Origin of the sequence: Acidovorax sp. Leaf160 (genome assembly GCF_001424265.1) — a bacterium.
Classification (GTDB): domain Bacteria; phylum Pseudomonadota; class Gammaproteobacteria; order Burkholderiales; family Burkholderiaceae_C; genus Paracidovorax.
The window spans coordinates 283,224-300,839 of sequence record NZ_LMOV01000023.1 but is presented as its reverse complement, the minus strand read 5'-3'; the positions used below and the strand labels follow the sequence as shown (position 1 = coordinate 300,839).

The window sequence follows — 17,616 nt, the reverse complement described above, 5'->3', positions numbered from 1 at the left end:
CGAGCATCRCAGGTTGCCCCGCAGCGCAGCGGAGGGGACGCGCACAGCAGGGTCGCCCTTTCTTTGGTGACYTTCTTTCGGCGAGACGAAAGAAAGTTACTCGCCCGCCGGGGCGAAATCCCGGCCCCGGGAAGCAAAGACTCAGCACCCGCCAGCACCGCCGCGAACAGCGCGCCAAGACTTTGACAAGCTCCGCCCGACCGTTCGGAGCTGAACCCACCGCCCTGCCAGTACTACTAATTCAATAGCAACCAGCCCAGGCAGCTCAAGCGCTACAGGCCAAAAAGACTTCAAGCCCATGCTCACCGTCCAAAACCTCCACCAGTACTACGGCGGCTCCCACATCCTCCGCGACGTGAGCCTCACCGCCGCCCCCGGCAAGGTCACCGTCCTGCTCGGCCGCAACGGCGTCGGCAAGACCACGCTGCTCAAGAGCCTGATGGGCCTGGTGCCCATCAAGAGCGGCGCCATCACCTTCGATGGCCAGCCCATCCAGGGCAAGACACCCTACGAACGGGCCCGCGCCGGCATCGGCTTCGTGCCGCAGGGCCGCGAGATCTTCGGCCGGCTCACGGTGGAGGAGAACCTGCGCATGGGCCTGGCCTACAAGAGCGCGTCCACCCCCGTGCCGGAGCACCTCTACGCCCTGTTCCCCGTGCTCAAGCAGATGCTGGGCCGCCGGGGCGGCGACCTGTCGGGCGGGCAGCAGCAGCAGCTGGCCATCGCCCGGGCGCTGGCGCCCAGCCCGCGCGTGCTGATCCTGGACGAGCCCACGGAAGGCATCCAGCCCAGCATCATCAAGGACATCGGCCGCGTCATCCGCAAGCTCGCGGACGACGGACTGGATGGCCATCCGGTCGCCGTGCTGCTGTGCGAGCAGTACTACGACTTCGCCGAGGAGCTGGCCGACGAATACCTGGTGATGGAGCGGGGGGAAGTGATCGCGCGCGGGCCGGGCAGCGAGATGCAGGAAAAGGGCATCCAGCGGCTCGTCGCGATCTGAGGGAGCGGCCGCCTTCGCGCCGCCGATGCCTGCGGCTGCGGCTGCGGCACCGGTGCACGAAGTGCGGCGTCCGTGGCAGACTGCGGGCCATGTCCGAGCCCACCCTGCTGGTCGCAGATGACCACCCCCTGTTCCGTGCCGCCATGCTGCATGTGTTGCGCCAGCGGCTGCCGCAGATGCGCGCGCTGGAAGCCGCTAGCGCGGCCACGCTGGGCACCGCGCTGCAGGAGCACCCCGAGGTGGAGCTGGTGCTGCTGGATCTGAGCATGCCGGGCACGCGCGGGTTCTCGGCGCTGCTGCACGTGCGGGGCGAATACCCGCAGCTGCCGGTGGTGGTGATCTCGTCCAATGACCATCCGAAGGTGATCCGCCGTGCGCAGCAGTTCGGCGCGGCGGGCTTCATTCCGAAATCGGCCCCGGCCGAGGCGATGGGCGATGCGATCGTGACGGTGCTCGATGGCGGCAGCTGGTTTCCGCCTATGGCCGAGGAGCGTTCCGAGGCCGACGCCCAACTGGCAGCCCGCCTCGCGCAGCTGACGCCGCAGCAGTTCCGCGTGCTGCTGTGCCTGGCCGACGGCCTGCTCAACAAACAGATCGCCCACGAACTGGGCCTGGCTGAAAACACCGTGAAGGTGCATGTCACCGCCATCCTCAAGAAGCTGGAGTGCTACAGCCGAACCCAGGCGGCGGTGCTGGTCAAGAGCCTGGATGCGGAAACGAGCCCCGAGCCCTGACCCGCCCGCGCTGGGTGAAATGCCGACGTATTTCCGCATCTAATGGGCTTGCGGCGCCCGTGGCGCCTGCCTCGGTAGCTATCATTTTGAATGATCCGCGCCGTCCCCCCAACGGGCCGGAAGGAGCTTGCGGCGCTGGAGTCCCGGCTCACGTCCGCTGGCTCTCCTGCAGCCGCAGCAGCGTCTGGCTGATGAGCGCGCGCAGCGCCGGGGCGCGCACCGGCCTCGCGAGAAAGCCCCAGCCGCGTTCGGCGGCCTGGCGGCGCAGCGTGGCGTCGCCCTCCGCCGTCACCAGGATCACGGCAGGGGTCTGGCCCCAGCGCTGGCAGAGTTCGGCGTAGACCTCCGGGCCGTGGCGGCCTGCCTCCAGATGCACCTCCAGCAGCACCAGCTGCGGCGCCTGGCCCGGCCGGGCCTGGGCCAGGGCCTGCGCGGCGCCTGCGGCCAGCGGCACTTCGCAGCCCCACCGCTGCAGCAGCGCCTGGGTGGCGGCGCGGGCCGGGCCGTCGTCTTCGATCACCCAGGCGCTGCTGCCGTGCAGCGGCGCGTCGGCGGGCTGCCCGGTGGCGGCGGGTGGCGGGGCGATGCGCCGCAGGGCGGTGGGGTCGCCCAGCGGCACGCGCACCCAGAACACGCTGCCGCGCCCCAGCTGCGAGCGCAGCCCGATCTCGTGGCCCAGCAGCCGGCCCAGCCGCTCGACGATGGCCAGGCCCAGGCCGGCGCCCCGGTCGTCGGCGTGGCCCTCGTCCAGGCGGCGGAATTCCTCGAAGATCTCGCGCTGCAGCGATTCGGCAATGCCCGGGCCCTGGTCGTGCACCTCGATGCGCACATGGCTGTCGCCCTCGCGGCGGCAGCCCACGACGATGCGCCCGCGCCGGCTGTAGCGGATGGCGTTGGAGACGAAGTTCTGCACGATGCGGCGCAGCAGGTTTTCGTCGGTGCGCACCACCGCCCGCGTGGGCATGCAGCTGAGCTGGAGGCCGCGCTGCTCGGCCAGCACGCCGAAGTTGTGGCCCATCACCTGCAGCAGCGGCCCCAGCGCCACGTCGCGCACATGCACCTCCAGCTGGCCGGACTCCATGCGGGCGATGTCCAGCAGGCTGCTCAGGATGGCGTCCTGCGAGGCCAGCGCGCCGTCGATGCTGTCCACCGCGTGCCGCTCCGCCTCGCCCAGCGTGTGGCCGCGCAGCAGCGACGTGAACATGCGTGCGGCATTCAGCGGCTGCAGCAGGTCGTGCACGGCGGCCGCGACGAAGCGGCTCTTGGAGCGGTTGGCGCGCACCGCCTCCTGCCGGGCGGCCTCCAGGTCGCGCGTGCGGTCGGCCACGCGCTGCTCCAGGGCGTCGGCCAGCGAGCGCAGCTCGCGCGCGGCGTTCTTGTAGCTGGTGATGTCCGCATAGCTGGTGACGAATCCGCCCTCGGGCAGCGGGTTGCCGCGAATCTCCAGCACCGTGCCGTCGTCCTTGGCGCTTTCGTGCAGGTGCGGCGTGCCGCTGCGCAGGTGCGCCAGCCGGCGCTCGATGGCCTCCTGCATCGGCCCCGGGCCGAGCAGCCCGCGCCGGGCGTTGTGGCGCAGCAGCGCCTCGATGGGCTGGCCCACGCGCATCAGGTAGGCGGGGTAGCGGAACAGCTGCACGTAGCGTGAATTCCAGGCCACCAGCTTCAGGTCGGCGTCGATGATCACCACGCCCTGCGGCAGGTGTTCCAGGCTGCGCGACAGGCCCATGTCGGTCTGCTGGGCCGCCTGCTGGGCCGCCTGCACGATGCCGTCCTGCGCGGTGCGCAGCTCCTGGGCGTGCTGCTGCAGCACGGTTTCCAGCTCCTGCCGGCTGCGCAGCCGCAGGCGGGCCAGGCGCTGGCGCTGGCGCACGAACAGCACCAGCAGCCCCAGGGCCAGCCAGCCCCCGGCGCCGGCCGCGGCGGCCCACCGGCTGTCTGCCACGGTGCTGTGCATTTCGTGCAGCAGGTGCAGCTGCCACGGCGTGCCCGGCAGCGGCCGGGTGTGCCACAGCCTGCGGCCCGGCAGGTCGGGTGCCTGCATGCGGACCACCTGGCCGCCGCCGTCCAGCCGCTCGATGACGCGGTAGTCCAGCGGACGCAGCGGCTGGTCGGCGTACTGGCGCGTGGCGTTCAGCTCGGCGCGGGCGTCGTCGTCCAGCGGGTGCAGCAGGCGGTAGCGCCAGGCGTCCTGGCTGGCCAGGAACAGCACGCCATGCGCGTCGGAGGCGAGCACGACGTCCGGTGTCTGCAGCCATTCCCGCTCCAGCTCCTGCAGGGCGATCTTGATCGCCACCAGGCCGATGGTGCGACCCTGCTCGTCGCGGATGGACTGCGAGAGGAAATAGCCCGGCTCGCCGGTGGTCACGCCGATGCCGTAGAAGCTGCCGCTGCCCTGCGCCAGCGCCTGCTGCACGTAGGGCCGGAAGCTGTAGTCCACGCCCACGTTGCTGGTGCGGGTGCGCCAGTTGCTGGCGGCGATGGCCCGGCCCTGCGCGTTCAGCAGCGTCAGGGTGGACGACTGGCTCGCGCCGTTGGCCCGCTCCAGCTTGTGGTTGAGCCGCTCCACCTCCTGCCGCGCCAGCGGCCGGGTGAGGGCGGAGCGCAGCTGGTCGTCCAGCGCCAGCACCTCGGGCAGCGTGCGGTAGCGGTCGATGCGCTGCTCCAGCGTCTGCCCGTAGAGCGCCAGCTGCCGTTCCACCGTGTCGCTCTCTTCCCGCAGCGAGTGCCGCCAGGCCAGCTGGCCGGCCAGGAACATGCTGGCGGCCATGCCGCCGAAGAGGACCAGCAGCGTCCAGAGGACGGATCGGGAGGGGTAGGGCAGGCGCACGCAGCGATTGTCCCCTGCCGGCTCGCCCGCGACCGTTGCCGTGACTTCCTAGGGATTTCCCTATGTTGGTGCGTCCGTCCAGAGGGGCGCGGCGCCCCGTAATACCAATAGGTTATCGGCCGCCAGGGGGGGCGGCGGTACAACCGGCACCCTTGACTGCACCTGCGCGGTGCACCGCCCCAGCGTCTGGAGACCTCACCATGCAACCCATTCCCACCGCCGACATCCGCCATCCGCGGCTGCCCCTGCCGTTCTACCGCCAGCTGTACTTCCAGGTGGTGGTCGCCATCATCCTCGGCGTGCTGCTGGGCCATTTCGAGCCCGCCTGGGGCGCGGCGCTGAAGCCGCTGGGCGATGCCTTCATCAAGCTCATCAAGATGATCATCGCGCCGGTCATCTTCCTGACCATCGTCACCGGCATCGCCGGCATGACGCAGCTCAGCAGCGTGGGCCGCGTGTTCGGCAAGGCCATGGCGTATTTCCTGACCTTCTCCACGCTGGCCCTGGTGGTCGGCCTGGTGGTCGCCAACGTGATGCAGCCCGGCGCCGGCATGCACATCAATCCGGCCGACCTGGACCAGAAGGAAGTCACGTCCTACGTCGCCAAGTCGCACGATATGACCCTGGTCGGCTTCGTGATGGACATCATCCCCAAGACGCTGGTCAGCCCGTTCGTGGGCGACAACATCCTGCAGGTGCTGCTGGTGGCCGTGCTGTTCGGCGTGGCGCTGGCGCTGTCGGGCGAAACCGGCCGTCCGGTGCACAACTTCCTGGAATCGCTCACCGTGCCGGTGTTCAAGGTCGTGCACATCGTGATGAAGGCCGCTCCCATCGGCGCGTTCGGCGCCATGGCCTTCACCATCGGCAAGTTCGGCGTGGGTTCGCTGCTGAACCTGGCCGGGCTGGTCGCCACGTTCTACATCACCTCGCTGCTGTTCGTCGTGGTCATCCTGGGCGCCGTCGCCCGCGCCTGCGGCTTCTCGGTGTTCAAGCTCATCAAGTACCTGAAGGCCGAGCTGCTGCTGGTGCTGGGCACCTCGTCGTCCGAATCGGCCCTGCCGTCGCTGATGGAGAAGATGGAGCGCGCCGGCTGCAAGAAGTCCGTGGTCGGCCTGGTCGTGCCCACCGGCTATTCGTTCAACCTGGACGGCACCAACATCTACATGACGCTGGCGGCGCTGTTCATCGCGCAGGCCACCGACACCCACCTGACGCTGGGCCACCAGATCGCGCTGCTGCTGGTGGCGATGCTGTCGTCCAAGGGCGCTGCCGGCGTGACCGGCGCCGGCTTCATCACCCTGGCCGCCACCCTGGCCGTGGTGCCCGAAGTGCCGGTGGCCGGCATGGCGCTGATCCTGGGCGTGGACCGCTTCATGAGCGAATGCCGCTCGCTCACCAACTTCATCGGCAACGCGGTGGCCACCGTGGTCGTGTCGCGCTGGGAAAACGCCCTCGACCACGACCGCCTGGACGCGGCCCTGGAAGGCAACCCGCTGCCCTTGCCCGCACCCGACCTGCCGGTCGCCGTGGGGGCCCGCCCCGCCGTCTGATAGCGCCCTTCGGCTCCGGCTCCAGAGGCCGGAGGCGGACAGGCTCCAGGAACGCCCGCAGTACCCGTACTGCGGGCGTTTTGCATTTCTCGCCCCAGGGTGTCACCGCCATCGGCCGTCGAGTCGGCGAACCGCCTCGCGATTGCTGGCCCCCAGGTGGGCCGACACGGCGCGCAAGGGCGTCCCCGGCCAGCGCCGGGCGACGCTCGCTCGGCCGATCAGGCGGCAGTGCCGGGGGCCCAGCCCAGCACGGCTTTGGTTTCCAGGTATTCCTGCAGCCCTTCGACGCCGTACTCGCGCCCGTTGCCAGAACGCTTGTAGCCGCCGAACGGGGCATGCGGGCTCCAGGCCGGGTTGTTGATGTGCACCTGGCCGGCCCGGATGCGCAAGGCCACGGCGCGGGCCTGCTCCAAGTCGGTGCCCTGCACGTGGGCGCCCAGGCCGTAGATCGTGTCGTTGGCGATATCGACGGCCTCGTCCACGGTGTCGTAGGGCACGATGACGATCACCGGGCCGAAGATCTCCTCCTGCGCCACCTGCATGGAGGAGCGGACGTCGGAGAACACGGTGGGGCGTGCATAGAGGCCGCGCTCCAGCCCCTCGGGCCGGCCCGGGCCGCCGCAGACCAGGCGCGCACCCTCGGCCAGGCCGACACCGATCATCTCCTGCACGCGGCGGAACTGCGCCTGGTTGGCCACCGGGCCGTGCGTGGTGGCGTCGGCGCGCGGATCACCCACCACCATGGCGGCGACGGCATCGGCGGCGAGCCGCTCGACCTCGGCCAGCCGCGCGCGCGGCACCACCATGCGCGTGGGCGCGCTGCACGACTGCCCCACGTTGCGCATGCCCGCCGCGACGGCGGCCGGCACCGCCACGGCCAGGTCGGCGTCCGGCAGGATGACGTTGGGCGACTTGCCGCCCAGTTCCTGCGCCACCCGCTTGACGGTAGGCGCGGCGGCCTGCGCCACCAGCACGCCGGCGCGGGTCGATCCGGTGATGGAGACCATGTCCACATCGGGGTGCGAAGCCAGCGCCGCGCCCACCTCGGGGCCTTCGCCGTTCACCAGGTTGAAGACGCCCGGCGGCAAGCCTGCGTCGTGCAGCGCCTCCGCAAAAAGCAGGGCGCTGAAGGGCGACAGCTCGCTGGGCTTGAGCACCACGGTACAGCCCGCCGCCAGCGCCGGCCCCACCTTGGCGGTGATCTGGTAGAGCGGCCAGTTCCAGGGGGTGATCAGGCCGCAGACGCCGATGGGCTCGCGCACGATGGCCATCCCCTCCCGCTGGCTGACGAAGGCATAGCTGCCGGCCAATTCGCAGGCCACGCGGATGTGCTCGGCCGCGATCGGCACCTGCGCTTTGCGGGCGACGGTGATGGCCGAGCCCATCTCCAGCGAGATCGCCTGGGCGAAGTCTTCCGCCCGCTCCAGCAGCAGGCGGTGCAGCTGGCCCAGCAGGCTGGCGCGCGCAGCGGGGGCGGTGGCCGACCAGCCGGCGAACGCCCGCCGGGCCGCCGCCACGGCGGTCGCCACGTCCTGCGCGCTGCCCAGCGCGATCTCCGCCACGGGCAGCTCGGTGGAAGGATCGGTGACGGTGGCGCGGGCCTGCCCCTGGGGCGGCAGCCATTCACCGTTCACGAACATGCAGTCGAGGCGGCCATCGCGGGCCAGGCGTTCGATGAGGGGGGAGGTCATGGAAGGAGAGGGGTCGGCAAGTGGGCAGGCTCCGCGCCGATGGCCACGCGCCAGGCGCCGTGTCGGGCACGGTGCCGGCGGGCGGTCTGCAGGGGCGCAGGAACGGACTTCAGGAGCGGCCATTGCACCATGCAGCCCCGTGCGGCCGGTGGTGAAAAACCGCGCCCGGCGCGGCAAAGCTGCGGTTTTGCCGGGCCCTCGCGGCATGCCGTGCCATGCCCCGTGCGGAGGTCACGCAGGCGGCCCGTTCGGAAGGCCGGCCGGTGCCGATGAGGGGCTCGCCGGGCTGGCCGCGGGGTCAGCCGGTCGGGTTCAGCCCGTGCGGTTCAGCCCGGCAGCCCCGGCGTGCCTGCCACACCGAGTTGCCGCGCCAGCGCCAGCAGGCTGTCGGCGTGCAGGTCGTTGTCCGCGCGGGGCGACACGTCCTTGCGGTGGGCCGCGCCGTATTCCAGCGGCCGCTCCACGTAGGCCGTGCGCAGCCCGCAGGCGCGAGCCGCTTCCAGGTCGTCATGATGCGCCGCCACCAGCATCACTTCGCCTGGCGAAAGGTCGAAGGTGCGGGCCACGCCCAGGTAGGTGGCCGGGTCGGGCTTGTAGGCGCGGAACACCTCCGCGCTCAGGATGCAGTCCCAGGGCAGGCCGGCGCGCTTGGCCATGTCGGTGAGCAGGCCGATGTTGCCGTTGGAGAGCGTGGTGAGGGTGTAGCGGGTTTTGAGCTGGTGCAGGCCCGCCGCGCTGTCGGGCCAGGGATCGAGGCGGTGCCACACCCGGTTGAGGTGCTGGCGCTCGGCTTCGGTCAGATGCTGCAGGCCGAAGCGGGGCAGCATGTCGTCGAGGATGAGGCGATGCAGCTCGTCGATGCGCGTCCAGCCCAGTTCCCCGCTGCGCACCCGCTGCATGGCCGGCTGGTAGCCCGCGCGCCATGCCAGCGCGAAGGCGTCGGCATCCACCCGGGGATGCAGCGCCTGCATCTCGCGCACGATGCTGCCGTGCCAGTCCACGACGGTGCCGAAGATGTCGAAGGCCAGAACCTTCACGCCGTGCCATGCGGTGTTGCTCATGCTGTGCGGTTTCCTATGGAGTGGTGCGGGCCCCGCATGATCGCACCGCCCCGTCCTTGGTGCCGGCAGGGGCGCAGAAGGGCGGCTGCGGACGCGTCCGGAGGGCCATGCTATCGTTCCCGTCTTTCAGGGTTTACCCTGGGTCGCACGCGCCGAAGCGCCTGCTCTTCGCGGCCCTCTCCGCAACCCGTCTCCGCGGCCCCTCCTCACTATTTCTTCCCCCCCTTGGCCTTCTCCTTCCATGACCACGCCCTCTCGTCCCCCTGAGGTTCCACCCGCGCCGGCATCCGCGCCGGACAGCCGCACGCTGCTGCGCGCCGTGCTGGCGCTGGGCGTCGGCGGCTTTTCCATCGGCACGGGTGAGTTCGTCATCATGGGCCTGCTGCCCGAGGTGGCGCGCGACATCGGGGTGTCGATCCCCGAGGCCGGCCACGTGATCAGCGCCTACGCGCTGGGCGTGGTGGTCGGCGCGCCCGTGCTGGCGGTGCTTTCGGCCGGCTGGGGTCGCCGCGCCTTGCTGATGGCGCTGATGGCGGTGTATGCGCTCGGCAACTTCGCCTCCGCGCTGGCGCCCGGCTATCTGTCGCTGGCGGGCATGCGGCTGCTGACGGGGCTGCCCCACGGCACCTACTTCGGCGTGGCGGCGCTGGTGGCTGCATCGCTCGCGCCGCCCGGGCAGCGTGCACGGGCCGTCGGCCTGGTCATGCTGGGGCTGACCAGCGCCACGCTGGTGGGCGTGCCCATCGCCGCGACCCTGGGCCAGGTGTTCGGCTGGCGCGCGGCTTTCGTCTTCGTGGGCGTGGTGGCGCTGGCAGCCGTGGTGCTGGTGCGCTTCGGCGTGCCCGCCATTGCGGCAGAGCAGGGCGCCAGTCCGCTGCGGGAACTGGGGGCGCTCAGGCGCAAGCAGGTGTGGCTGACGCTGGGCATCGGTGCCATCGGCTTCGGCGGCATGTTCTCGGTGTTCAGCTACATCAAGCCCACGCTGACCGAGGTGGCCGGCCTGCCGCTGGCCGGCGTGCCCTTCGTGCTCGCCCTGTTCGGACTGGGCATGGTGGCCGGCAATCTGGTGGGCTCGCGCATGGCCGACAAGGCGCTGATGCGCACCATCGGCCAGCTGCTGGCGTGGTCGGTCGTGGTGCTGGTGTTCTTCGTGTTCGCGGCCCACCATGTGGCGACCGCGGCCCTGGCGACCTTCCTGCTGGGCACGGTGGTCGCCATCGGCCCGGCGCTGCAGATCCGGCTGATGGACGTGGCCGGCGATGCGCAGACGCTGGCCGCCGCGCTCAACCATTCCGCCTTCAACGCGGCCAACGCGCTCGGTGCCTGGCTGGGCGGCGTGGCCATCGCGGCCGGGCTGGGCTGGACCTCCACCGGATGGGTGGGCGCCGTGCTGGCCTTGGCGGGCATCGGCATCTTCGTGTGGTCGCTGACCAGCGACCGCGCCTTGCGTCGTACGGCCGACCCGGCGCCAGGCATGCCCACCCGCTGAGCGGTCAGCGGTCAGCGGTGGGCCGAGGAACTGCTGGCGCTACGCCCCGCGGGCGCCCGGGGCCACCGCCGCCACGCGCAGCCGGTGCCAGCGCGTTGCGCCGTGCAGCAGCAGCAGGCAGCAGGTGACCCACACGCCCCCGGTGATCCAGCCGCCCAGCACATCGCTGGCGAAATGCACCTGCAGCACCACACGGCTCCAGCCCACGGTGACGATCACCGCCGCCGCCGCCAGCATCGAGGGCAGGTGCCAGCGCGCTGGCAGCAGCCGGATCGCCAAGTAGGCCAGCATGGTGTAGGCCACGAGGGACGAGCTGCTGTGGCCGCTCGGGAAGCTGAAGCCGTTGGCCGCGGCGATCTCGTGCGTGTGCACCGGCCGGATCCGCTCGAAGCTGTGCTTGAAGGCGCGGGTCAGCAGGCCGTTGCCGGCCAGTGCCACGGCCCAGCCGGTCGCCAGCATGCGATGGCCGCGCCACAGCAAGGCCAGGCCCACGCCTGCGGCCACCACGAACAGCACGGCCGTGTCGCCGAAGTGGGTGAGCCAGGCGAACAGGGTCAGCGTGCCGACCGAGGCCGTGGCCCGCAGGGTGCCCGCCAGCCCGTCGTCCATCACAGCCCAGGCGGTGGTGGGCTGGCCCCATGCGTCGGCGATCACCGCCAGCGTGTGCGCGCAGGCCCACACCAGCGCGGCGGTCAGCACCATGGCGGCCGCCAGGCCGGCCGGGCCCGAAGGGCGCGGCAGCCGGCCGGCCCAGGCCGGGCGCAGCGGCGCGCCCCGCACGACGCCTGCGTACAGCCCGCCGGCCAGGCCCGTCGCCAGCGCCAGCCCGCAGAGCCACACCGCGAACGGGTGCGTGCCCGCCCAGCCCACCCAGGCCTCCACGCCGCTCATGGCTGGCCTCCGGTCAGGGCGGCGGGGTGGCCGCCGGCAGGGCGAGGGCGTGCGAAGGGCTGGGATACGGCAATGAGCGGCATGATGGGGAGTCTGCAAGGTAAAGGGAAGTTGCGGGAGCGCCCATTGTCGCGATGCGCCCGGGGCGCCGCGGCGGAAACAGGGCATTTATCGGCATTGGATGACATCGCCCGGCGCTGGGTTCCGGCCTTCTATGCGGGCGCTGGTGTCAACAATCCGGCCCATCGCACCGCTCACGCCGGTCAGTCAGGTTGCCTGTCGGCAGCCCGCCGCGCGGGTGTTCCAACATGACGCAACCTCAGCCCTACCTGCCACCCCGGCCCGACGCCCAGAGCACGATCCACATCGTCGTGCCGCTGCGCCCCGGTGCCGACCTGGACCAGCTGCGCGGCAAGCTGGAGGCGGTACCCCATCTGCAGGATCGCGCGGTGAAGTGGCATGTTCCCAAGGCGCGCGCCGACATCGTGCAGCTGTCGCAGGAAGCCGCCCGCGCCGCGAAGGCGGACGCCGGCCTGGTGGTGGCCGCCGGGGGCGACGGCACCATCAACGCCGTCGCCACGGCCGCCTGGGCCGAGGGTGTGCCGATGGGCGTGCTGCCCATGGGCACCTTCAACTATTTCGCCCGCGACCAGTCGCTGTCGCTGGACCCGCAGGAAGCCGTGCAGGACGTGCTCACGGCCCTGGATGGCGGCGACATGCGCCCCGTGAGCGTGGGCTTCGTCAACGACCGCATGTTCCTGGTGAATGCCAGCGTGGGTTTGTACCCGCGCCTGCTGGACGACCGCGAGCGTGCGTCCAAGCGCTTCGGCCGCACCCGCTGGGTGGCCATCCTCTCGTCGGTCTGGAGCGTGCTGCGCGGCACCGCCTCGCGCCGCTGGCGCGTGTCGGTGCGTCCGGACGAAGGGGCTGCGGTGCAGCAGCAGGAGCATCTGGTCTCCACCCTGTTCGTGGGCAACAACCACCTGCAGCTCGAACGCGTGGGCATTCCCGAGGCCCGCGACGTGGCCGATGGCGACCGCCTGGCCGTGGTGATGCTCAAGCCGCAGCCGGGCGACGCGTCGATGGCGCGCACCGTGTGGAATGCCGTGCGCGGCAAGCTGGGGCAGGACGAAGCCGTGACGAGCGTCGCCTGTACCGACATGGTGGTGGAGCCCGCCAGCTGGAAGCCGCATCGCGTGAAGGTGGCCTTCGACGGCGAGCGCGAATGGATGGCCCCGCCGATCAACTTCCGTGTGGGCGAGCGGCCGTTGTGGCTGGTCGCCCCGGCCGCCACGGTGAAGAGCGACGACCCCGAGCCGGCTACACAGCCGGCGGCGGCAGCGCCGGCTGTGCCTGCGGCGGGACTGGCGCCGGCATGACGATGCCCGCACCGTCCCGCAGGCGTGCGAAGCGCGGCCCTTTCTGGAGTCACCGCACCGCATGAGCGTCCTGCTGCACCTGTCCGACCTGCATTTCGGCGCCCATGATCCGGCCGTGTGCGAGGCCGTGGCCCGCCTCGCGGCGCGGCTCGGGGTGCGGGTGCTGGTCGTGTCGGGCGATCTGACGCAGCGCGCCACGGCCGAGGAATTCGAGCTGTCGCACCGCTTTCTTTCCGCGCTGCCCACCGAACACTGCCTGGTGCTGCCCGGCAACCACGACGTGCCGCTCTATGCCTGGTGGGAGCGGCTGGGCGGGCGTGCCTACGACCGCTATGCCCGGTGGTGGGGCGACGTGCTGGAACCCACCTGCAGCGCCGACGGTTTCCTGGTGGTGGGCGTGAACACCACCCGCTGGTGGCGGCACCAGCGCGGCAGCCTGTCGGTGCGGCAGATCGACGCCGTGGCGGAGCGGCTGTCGGCCGCCCGCCCGGATGCCTGGCGCATTGTCGTCAGCCACCATCCGCTGGTGGCGGCCCACCCGCAGGACCGAAGCCACCGGCCGCACCGCTCCGAGCGTGCGCTGACCCGCTGGAGCGCCGCCGGCGCGCAGCTGCTGCTGTCGGGCCACGCGCACGAGCCCGGGCTGGTCGAGCCCATCACCGGCCTCTGGTCGGCGCAGGCCGGCACGGCCGTGTCGGTGCGGCTGCGGGCGGATGCGCCCAACAGCCTCATCACGCTGGAGCGGCTGCCATCGCCCTCGGGCACCGGCGACCAGCGCTGGCTGACGCGCTGGGACTATGTGCGCGAGGCGGGCGAATTCCTGCCGGTGCAGCGGCATGACCTGACCAGCCCCTCGCCGTTGGCGCCCGGTGCCTTGCAGGACCCGGGCCCGCCGCGCGGCTAGGCCGCATCGCCAGAGCCGCGCAGCGTGGCGCGGCTTACATCGACCAGATGCGCGGACGCTGCGCCGGCAGCTGCCATAGCGCCGCCCGCCAGGCGGCCCACACGCGTTGCAGCAAGCCCATGGCCGGCTCCACGACCGGCGCCAGCACCCGCACCAGCACCACGCGGTCGTTGGGGCAGGTGGCCCCGGCGGTGGCGGCCAGCGCGTCGGCGTCCAGCACGGCGCGGGCGCTGTCGAGCGCGGTTTCCCGGCGTTCGCGGCTCAGCGCGCTGCCGGTGACGAAGAACAGCGACGCCATGCAGCGGTGGCCCGCCAGGCCGAGCGGCCCGTCCATCAGCAGCGCGTCGGCGGCATCGACGCGGCCACGCTCCAGCCAGAGGCCCGGCACCTCGATGTGCTGCTGGAAGCGCCCCTGGGTGAAGGGCTTGTCCGCATGCGGCAGGCCGAAGGCGGCCACGTCGAGGCCGATCAGTTCGGCGCCGGGCGCCACCTCCATCGTGAGCCGGTTCTCGGCCTGGCAGGCGTCGAAGCACAGCGCTTCGAGCGGCAGCCATTCCAGCCGCGCGCCGGGAGCCAGCACCGCATGCGTGCGCTGCAGCGCCAGCGGCCCGAGGGAGCGGTAGAAACGCGTGGCGCCGGGCGTGGTGACCAGGCCGTGCGCGCCCTCGCCCACGGTGAGGGCGATGTCCAGCGTGTCGCCGCCCACCAGCCCGCCGGGCGGGTGCACCAGCACGTTGTGGCAGACCGTGTCGCCTTCGGGGTAGAGGCTCTGCAGCACGCGCAGCGGCCCGCTGTGCTCGAAGCGGGCGACGGTGCGGGCGTGTTCGCGGCGGTAGTCCAGTTGCAGGCGGGCGTGCCAGGTCATGCGGTGATTGCTATCGAATGAAGAGCGGAAGGCGCATGATATACGCGCGCTGCAGCCCGTTCGGGCTTGAGAAGCCGATGCGCTTCAGGCCTTCCACGCCCCGACGTGCGCGGCGGAGGCTGCTTCGATCAACGCCGGGCCGATGCAGTCGATGGGGTGCGGCGAGGCGGCAAACACGTCGCGGCACGACAGCTCGGCATCGCGCTGGTCCTGCCGTTCGCCGCGGAAAGACCGCAGCCGTTCGGCGTCGATGCCATAGACCACCCGGCCGATGTTGGCCCAGAAGATGGCACCCGCGCACATCACGCAGGGCTCGCCCGACGAATACAGCGTGGCCGCGGCCAGCGTGTCGCGCCCGTACGCCGGGCTGGCGATGCGGATGGCCGATGTCTCGGCATGCGCGGTGCAGTCGCCGGTCTCGCCGTTGGCGTTCCAGGCTTCGGCCAGCAGCGAACCGTCGGCTGCGACGATCACGGCGCCGAATGGCCGGTTGCCGCGCTCGCGGGCCGTGTGGGCCAAGGCGATGGCCTGGCGCAGGTAGCGGCCGTCGCGCTCGTCGAGCGGCACTTCGGCCGCCAGGGTGCGGGCTGCGGTCGCGTTCATGCCGCCACCTTGCGGTCGGCCGCTGGCGGCAGGAAGGCGGCGTTGAAGATGCGCTCGGGCGCGGGCCGGGCGGGCAGGTTGAAGACGGTGGCGACTTCCTCCACCTGGCGCGCCAGCACGGCGGGTTGCACGGCGCCCAGGCCACTGGCCTGGGTTTCGGCCGTCAGCAGGTACTGGCGGGTGATGGCCCAGCGTTCGCGCTCCACGTCCAGGTTCAGGATGGGCTCGCGGGCCTTGACCGCGCCGAGCGCGGCCTCCGGGTTGGCGAGCGTCTCGCGCAGCGCACGGTTGCTGGCGCGCAGGAAGGCGCGGGCGGCGTCGGGCTTGTCCTGCAGCAGCTTGCCCGCCACCAGCGCGTTGCCGTAGAGGTGCAGGCCGGCGCTGCCATAGTCCAGCACGGCCAGGTCCTTGCGCGGAATGCGGGCGAAGAGCGACACGGCCGAGTCGTGGAAGTAGGTGGCGGCATCCACGTCGCCGCGCACCATGACGTTGTCGCGCGCGCTGAAATCGGTGGTCACCCACTCGAACAGGTCGGCTCCGCCGGGCAGCGAGCGCGCCACCATGGGCCAGCAGCGGCGGGTCGACTCCACCGCAGCGGCGGCCACCTTCTTGCCCTTGAGGGACTGGAAGTCTTCGGTGATGCCCCGGTCGCGCCGGCCGATGATGACGAAGGGCGCGCGGTTGTAGTACTGGTAGATGGCCTGCACGGGCGTGGCGGGGTTCTGGGCATGGAATTCGGCCAGCGCGCTGAGGTCGCCCAACCCCAGGTCGTAGGCGCCGCTGGCCACACGGGTGATGGATGCCACCGAGCCCGAACCTACGTCGATGGAGACGTCCAGTCCCTCGTCGCGGTAGTAGCCCTTGGCCAGGGCCAGGAAGAAGGGCGCGGTCTGGCTGGTCACGCGGAAGTCGAGCGTGAACTTGATCGGCACCAGGCTGCGCTGCGCGTGGACGGCGGGCGACAGCGCCAGGCCCAGGGGTGCGCCCACGGCGGCGGCGACGGTGGACAGGGCGGTGGCGGAAAGGCTGGACGAGAGAAAGTGGCGGCGTTGCATGGCGGAGGCTCCTCGCAAGGGTGGAGGTCAGTCGGATGTCCGGCGCGCAGCGGCCGTGGTGCCACCTGCGCGATCGGTGCGAACTGAGCAATTTCCGGGCGCTGCCGGGCGGTGGATGGCCGGCTGCGCTGAACGCTTCTACTCGGCAGAGGCCTTTGCATGAAGCGTGCCGGGCCGAAAGCCGCCGGCCTGCGCCGGCTTGGTGCACGCGCCTTGGCCCGTGAATTGCATGCCGCATCGGCGAGAGTAGAAGCGTTCAGTTCGGCCCCAAGGCACGGCGACCCCGCCCGGCCGGCGGGGCCGGCGGGTCATTGCTCTTGAAGCCGGTGCCAGCCGGCTGGGGGTGCCGTGCGCCGTTGCAAGCGCCCGGCCCGCGCCCGGCTGGTGCCTCGTGCCTTCAAGAGCCGCTGGTGCCGCGTGGGTTCTGCCCTCCCGCATGCGCTGCCGGCTTCCTGGAGGTTTCGTCACCGCCCTAGGAGCCTTCCCCATGACCGACCGAACGCTGACTGCCCCCGCTGCCGCCACCACCGACACCACCACGGCCACCACCGCCACGCCTCTCCACGACCCCACCCACGCCCGGAGCGTGATCGCCGAACTGGAAAAGGAATCCCGCATGGGCGGCCTGGGGCGGGAAACCACGGCCCGCGAGGTGCGCTGCATCGATATGTCCGACTTCGAGGCGCGCAAGGAAGAGATCGCCGAGGCGCTCTGGAGCGCATCGGTGGAGATCGGCTTCTTCCAGGTGACTGGCCACGGCATTCCGCTGGACGACATCCGCGCCGCCTTCGCGCGGGCCGAGCGCCTCTTCGCGCTACCCGCCGAAACCAAGGCGCAATGGCCGCTGGCGCGCAACGCGGGCTGGGAGCACAAGGCGCAGATCCGCCCCTCCACCCGCACGCCGGACCAGAAGGAGTCCTACCAGGTCACGCGCCCGCGCATGGCGGGCCTGTGGCCCACCGAAGAAGAGCTGCCCGGCTTCCAGGAAGCCACGCTGCGCTTCGAGGCCCAGTGCTGGCGGGTGGCGATGCAGCTGCTCTCGTGCTTCGCCTGGAAGCTGGGCTTCGCGCCCGACTTCTTCACCCGCGCCCACGACCCCTCGGTGCCCGCCTACCAGAGCACGCTGCGCATGCTGCATTACTTCGCCGTCGATCCGGCATTGAAGGACGAACTGGGCCTGTGGCGCGCCGGCGCACATACCGATTTCGACTGCCTCACGCTGCTCTTCCAGCGCGCGGGCCAGGGCGGGCTGCAGGTGCTGCCGGGCAAGGAGATGGAGGGCCGTGCCTGGACGCCGGTCGATCCGGTCGAGGGCGTCATCACCTGCAACATCGGCGACATGCTGACGCGCTGGAGCGACGATGCGCTGCCCAGCAACTTTCACCGCGTGCGCAACCCGCTGCCGCACGAATACCAGGGCGCGCGCTACAGCCTGGCGTTCTTCGCCCAGGCGAATGAAGACGCGGTGATCGCAGGGCCGGCGCAGCGGCACCCGCCGATCAGCGCGGGCGACTACCTGCGCCAGCGCATCAGCGCCAATTTCTCCCATCGATATTAGGCAAAT

At 71.4% G+C, this 17,616-nt stretch carries 14 protein-coding genes; 7 read left to right on the top strand and 7 right to left on the bottom strand.

Translation table 11 applies throughout. The features are described from left to right. Positions 1-298 precede the first annotated feature (298 nt). Together urtE and ASF94_RS11890 are read left to right on the top strand one after the other, a co-directional pair. Entirely contained in the window at positions 299-1,003 is a 705-nt protein-coding gene (gene urtE / locus ASF94_RS11895) for an urea ABC transporter ATP-binding subunit UrtE (RefSeq protein WP_056666300.1), read from the top strand. An 89-nt stretch (positions 1,004-1,092) separates the two neighbouring features. Further along, complete coding sequence (locus ASF94_RS11890) at positions 1,093-1,737, top strand: response regulator transcription factor (RefSeq protein ID WP_056666297.1); 645 nt, start codon at positions 1,093-1,095, stop codon at positions 1,735-1,737. Positions 1,738-1,885: 148 nt separating this feature from the next. Here ASF94_RS11890 and ASF94_RS11885 read toward each other — a convergent pair whose 3' ends face one another. Beyond that, on the bottom strand, positions 1,886-4,504 hold the full coding sequence (locus ASF94_RS11885) for a PAS-domain containing protein (protein ID WP_082493270.1): 2,619 nt from the start codon (positions 4,502-4,504) through the stop codon (positions 1,886-1,888). Between the two features lie 260 nt (positions 4,505-4,764). Here ASF94_RS11885 and ASF94_RS11880 point away from each other — a divergent pair, with 260 nt between their 5' ends. Then, on the top strand, positions 4,765-6,114 hold the full coding sequence (locus tag ASF94_RS11880) for a dicarboxylate/amino acid:cation symporter (RefSeq protein ID WP_056666294.1): 1,350 nt from the start codon (positions 4,765-4,767) through the stop codon (positions 6,112-6,114). 218 nt (positions 6,115-6,332) lie between these two features. Here the strand turns inward: ASF94_RS11880 and ASF94_RS11875 are convergent, their stop codons facing one another. After that, entirely contained in the window at positions 6,333-7,805 is a 1,473-nt protein-coding gene (locus tag ASF94_RS11875) for an aldehyde dehydrogenase family protein (protein ID WP_056666291.1), read from the bottom strand. A gap of 326 nt (positions 7,806-8,131) precedes the next feature. Continuing rightward, positions 8,132-8,866, bottom strand: a complete 735-nt coding sequence (locus tag ASF94_RS11870) for a haloacid dehalogenase type II (protein ID WP_056666288.1) — start codon at positions 8,864-8,866, stop codon at positions 8,132-8,134. 241 nt (positions 8,867-9,107) lie between these two features. Here ASF94_RS11870 and ASF94_RS11865 point away from each other — a divergent pair, with 241 nt between their 5' ends. After that, positions 9,108-10,355, top strand: a complete 1,248-nt coding sequence (locus ASF94_RS11865; protein WP_056666284.1) for an MFS transporter — start codon at positions 9,108-9,110, stop codon at positions 10,353-10,355. Positions 10,356-10,394: 39 nt separating this feature from the next. Here the strand turns inward: ASF94_RS11865 and ASF94_RS11860 are convergent, their stop codons facing one another. Continuing rightward, a complete protein-coding gene (locus tag ASF94_RS11860) occupies positions 10,395-11,246 on the bottom strand; it encodes a phosphatase PAP2 family protein (RefSeq protein WP_056666281.1) in 852 nt (283 codons plus the stop codon). 308 nt (positions 11,247-11,554) lie between these two features. On the opposite strand from ASF94_RS11860, the gene ASF94_RS11855 reads away from it, so the two are divergent. Both ASF94_RS11855 and ASF94_RS11850 read left to right on the top strand, forming a co-directional pair. Continuing rightward, positions 11,555-12,625: a diacylglycerol kinase family protein gene (locus ASF94_RS11855; protein ID WP_056666278.1), complete on the top strand. Its 1,071-nt coding sequence runs from the start codon at positions 11,555-11,557 to the stop codon at positions 12,623-12,625. Between the two features lie 61 nt (positions 12,626-12,686). Next, positions 12,687-13,529, top strand: a complete 843-nt coding sequence (locus tag ASF94_RS11850; protein WP_056666275.1) for a metallophosphoesterase — start codon at positions 12,687-12,689, stop codon at positions 13,527-13,529. A 34-nt stretch (positions 13,530-13,563) separates the two neighbouring features. Here the strand turns inward: ASF94_RS11850 and ASF94_RS11845 are convergent, their stop codons facing one another. The 3 genes from ASF94_RS11845 to ASF94_RS11835 form a co-directional block, all read right to left on the bottom strand. After that, positions 13,564-14,394, bottom strand: coding sequence for an urease accessory protein UreD (locus ASF94_RS11845; protein WP_056666272.1), 831 nt, complete (start codon positions 14,392-14,394; stop codon positions 13,564-13,566). 84 nt (positions 14,395-14,478) lie between these two features. Beyond that, on the bottom strand, positions 14,479-14,997 hold the full coding sequence (locus ASF94_RS11840) for a nucleoside deaminase (RefSeq protein WP_056666269.1): 519 nt from the start codon (positions 14,995-14,997) through the stop codon (positions 14,479-14,481). Next, the gene (locus ASF94_RS11835) at positions 14,994-16,052 is read right to left on the bottom strand and encodes an ABC transporter substrate-binding protein (RefSeq protein WP_056666267.1); all 1,059 of its coding nucleotides are present in this window, start codon (positions 16,050-16,052) and stop codon (positions 14,994-14,996) included. The genes ASF94_RS11840 and ASF94_RS11835 overlap by 4 nt, the downstream gene beginning before the upstream one ends. Positions 16,053-16,668: 616 nt before the next feature. On the opposite strand from ASF94_RS11835, the gene ASF94_RS11830 reads away from it, so the two are divergent. Next, the gene (locus ASF94_RS11830) at positions 16,669-17,610 is read left to right on the top strand and encodes an isopenicillin N synthase family oxygenase (RefSeq protein WP_235505363.1); all 942 of its coding nucleotides are present in this window, start codon (positions 16,669-16,671) and stop codon (positions 17,608-17,610) included. Positions 17,611-17,616: the final 6 nt, after the last annotated feature.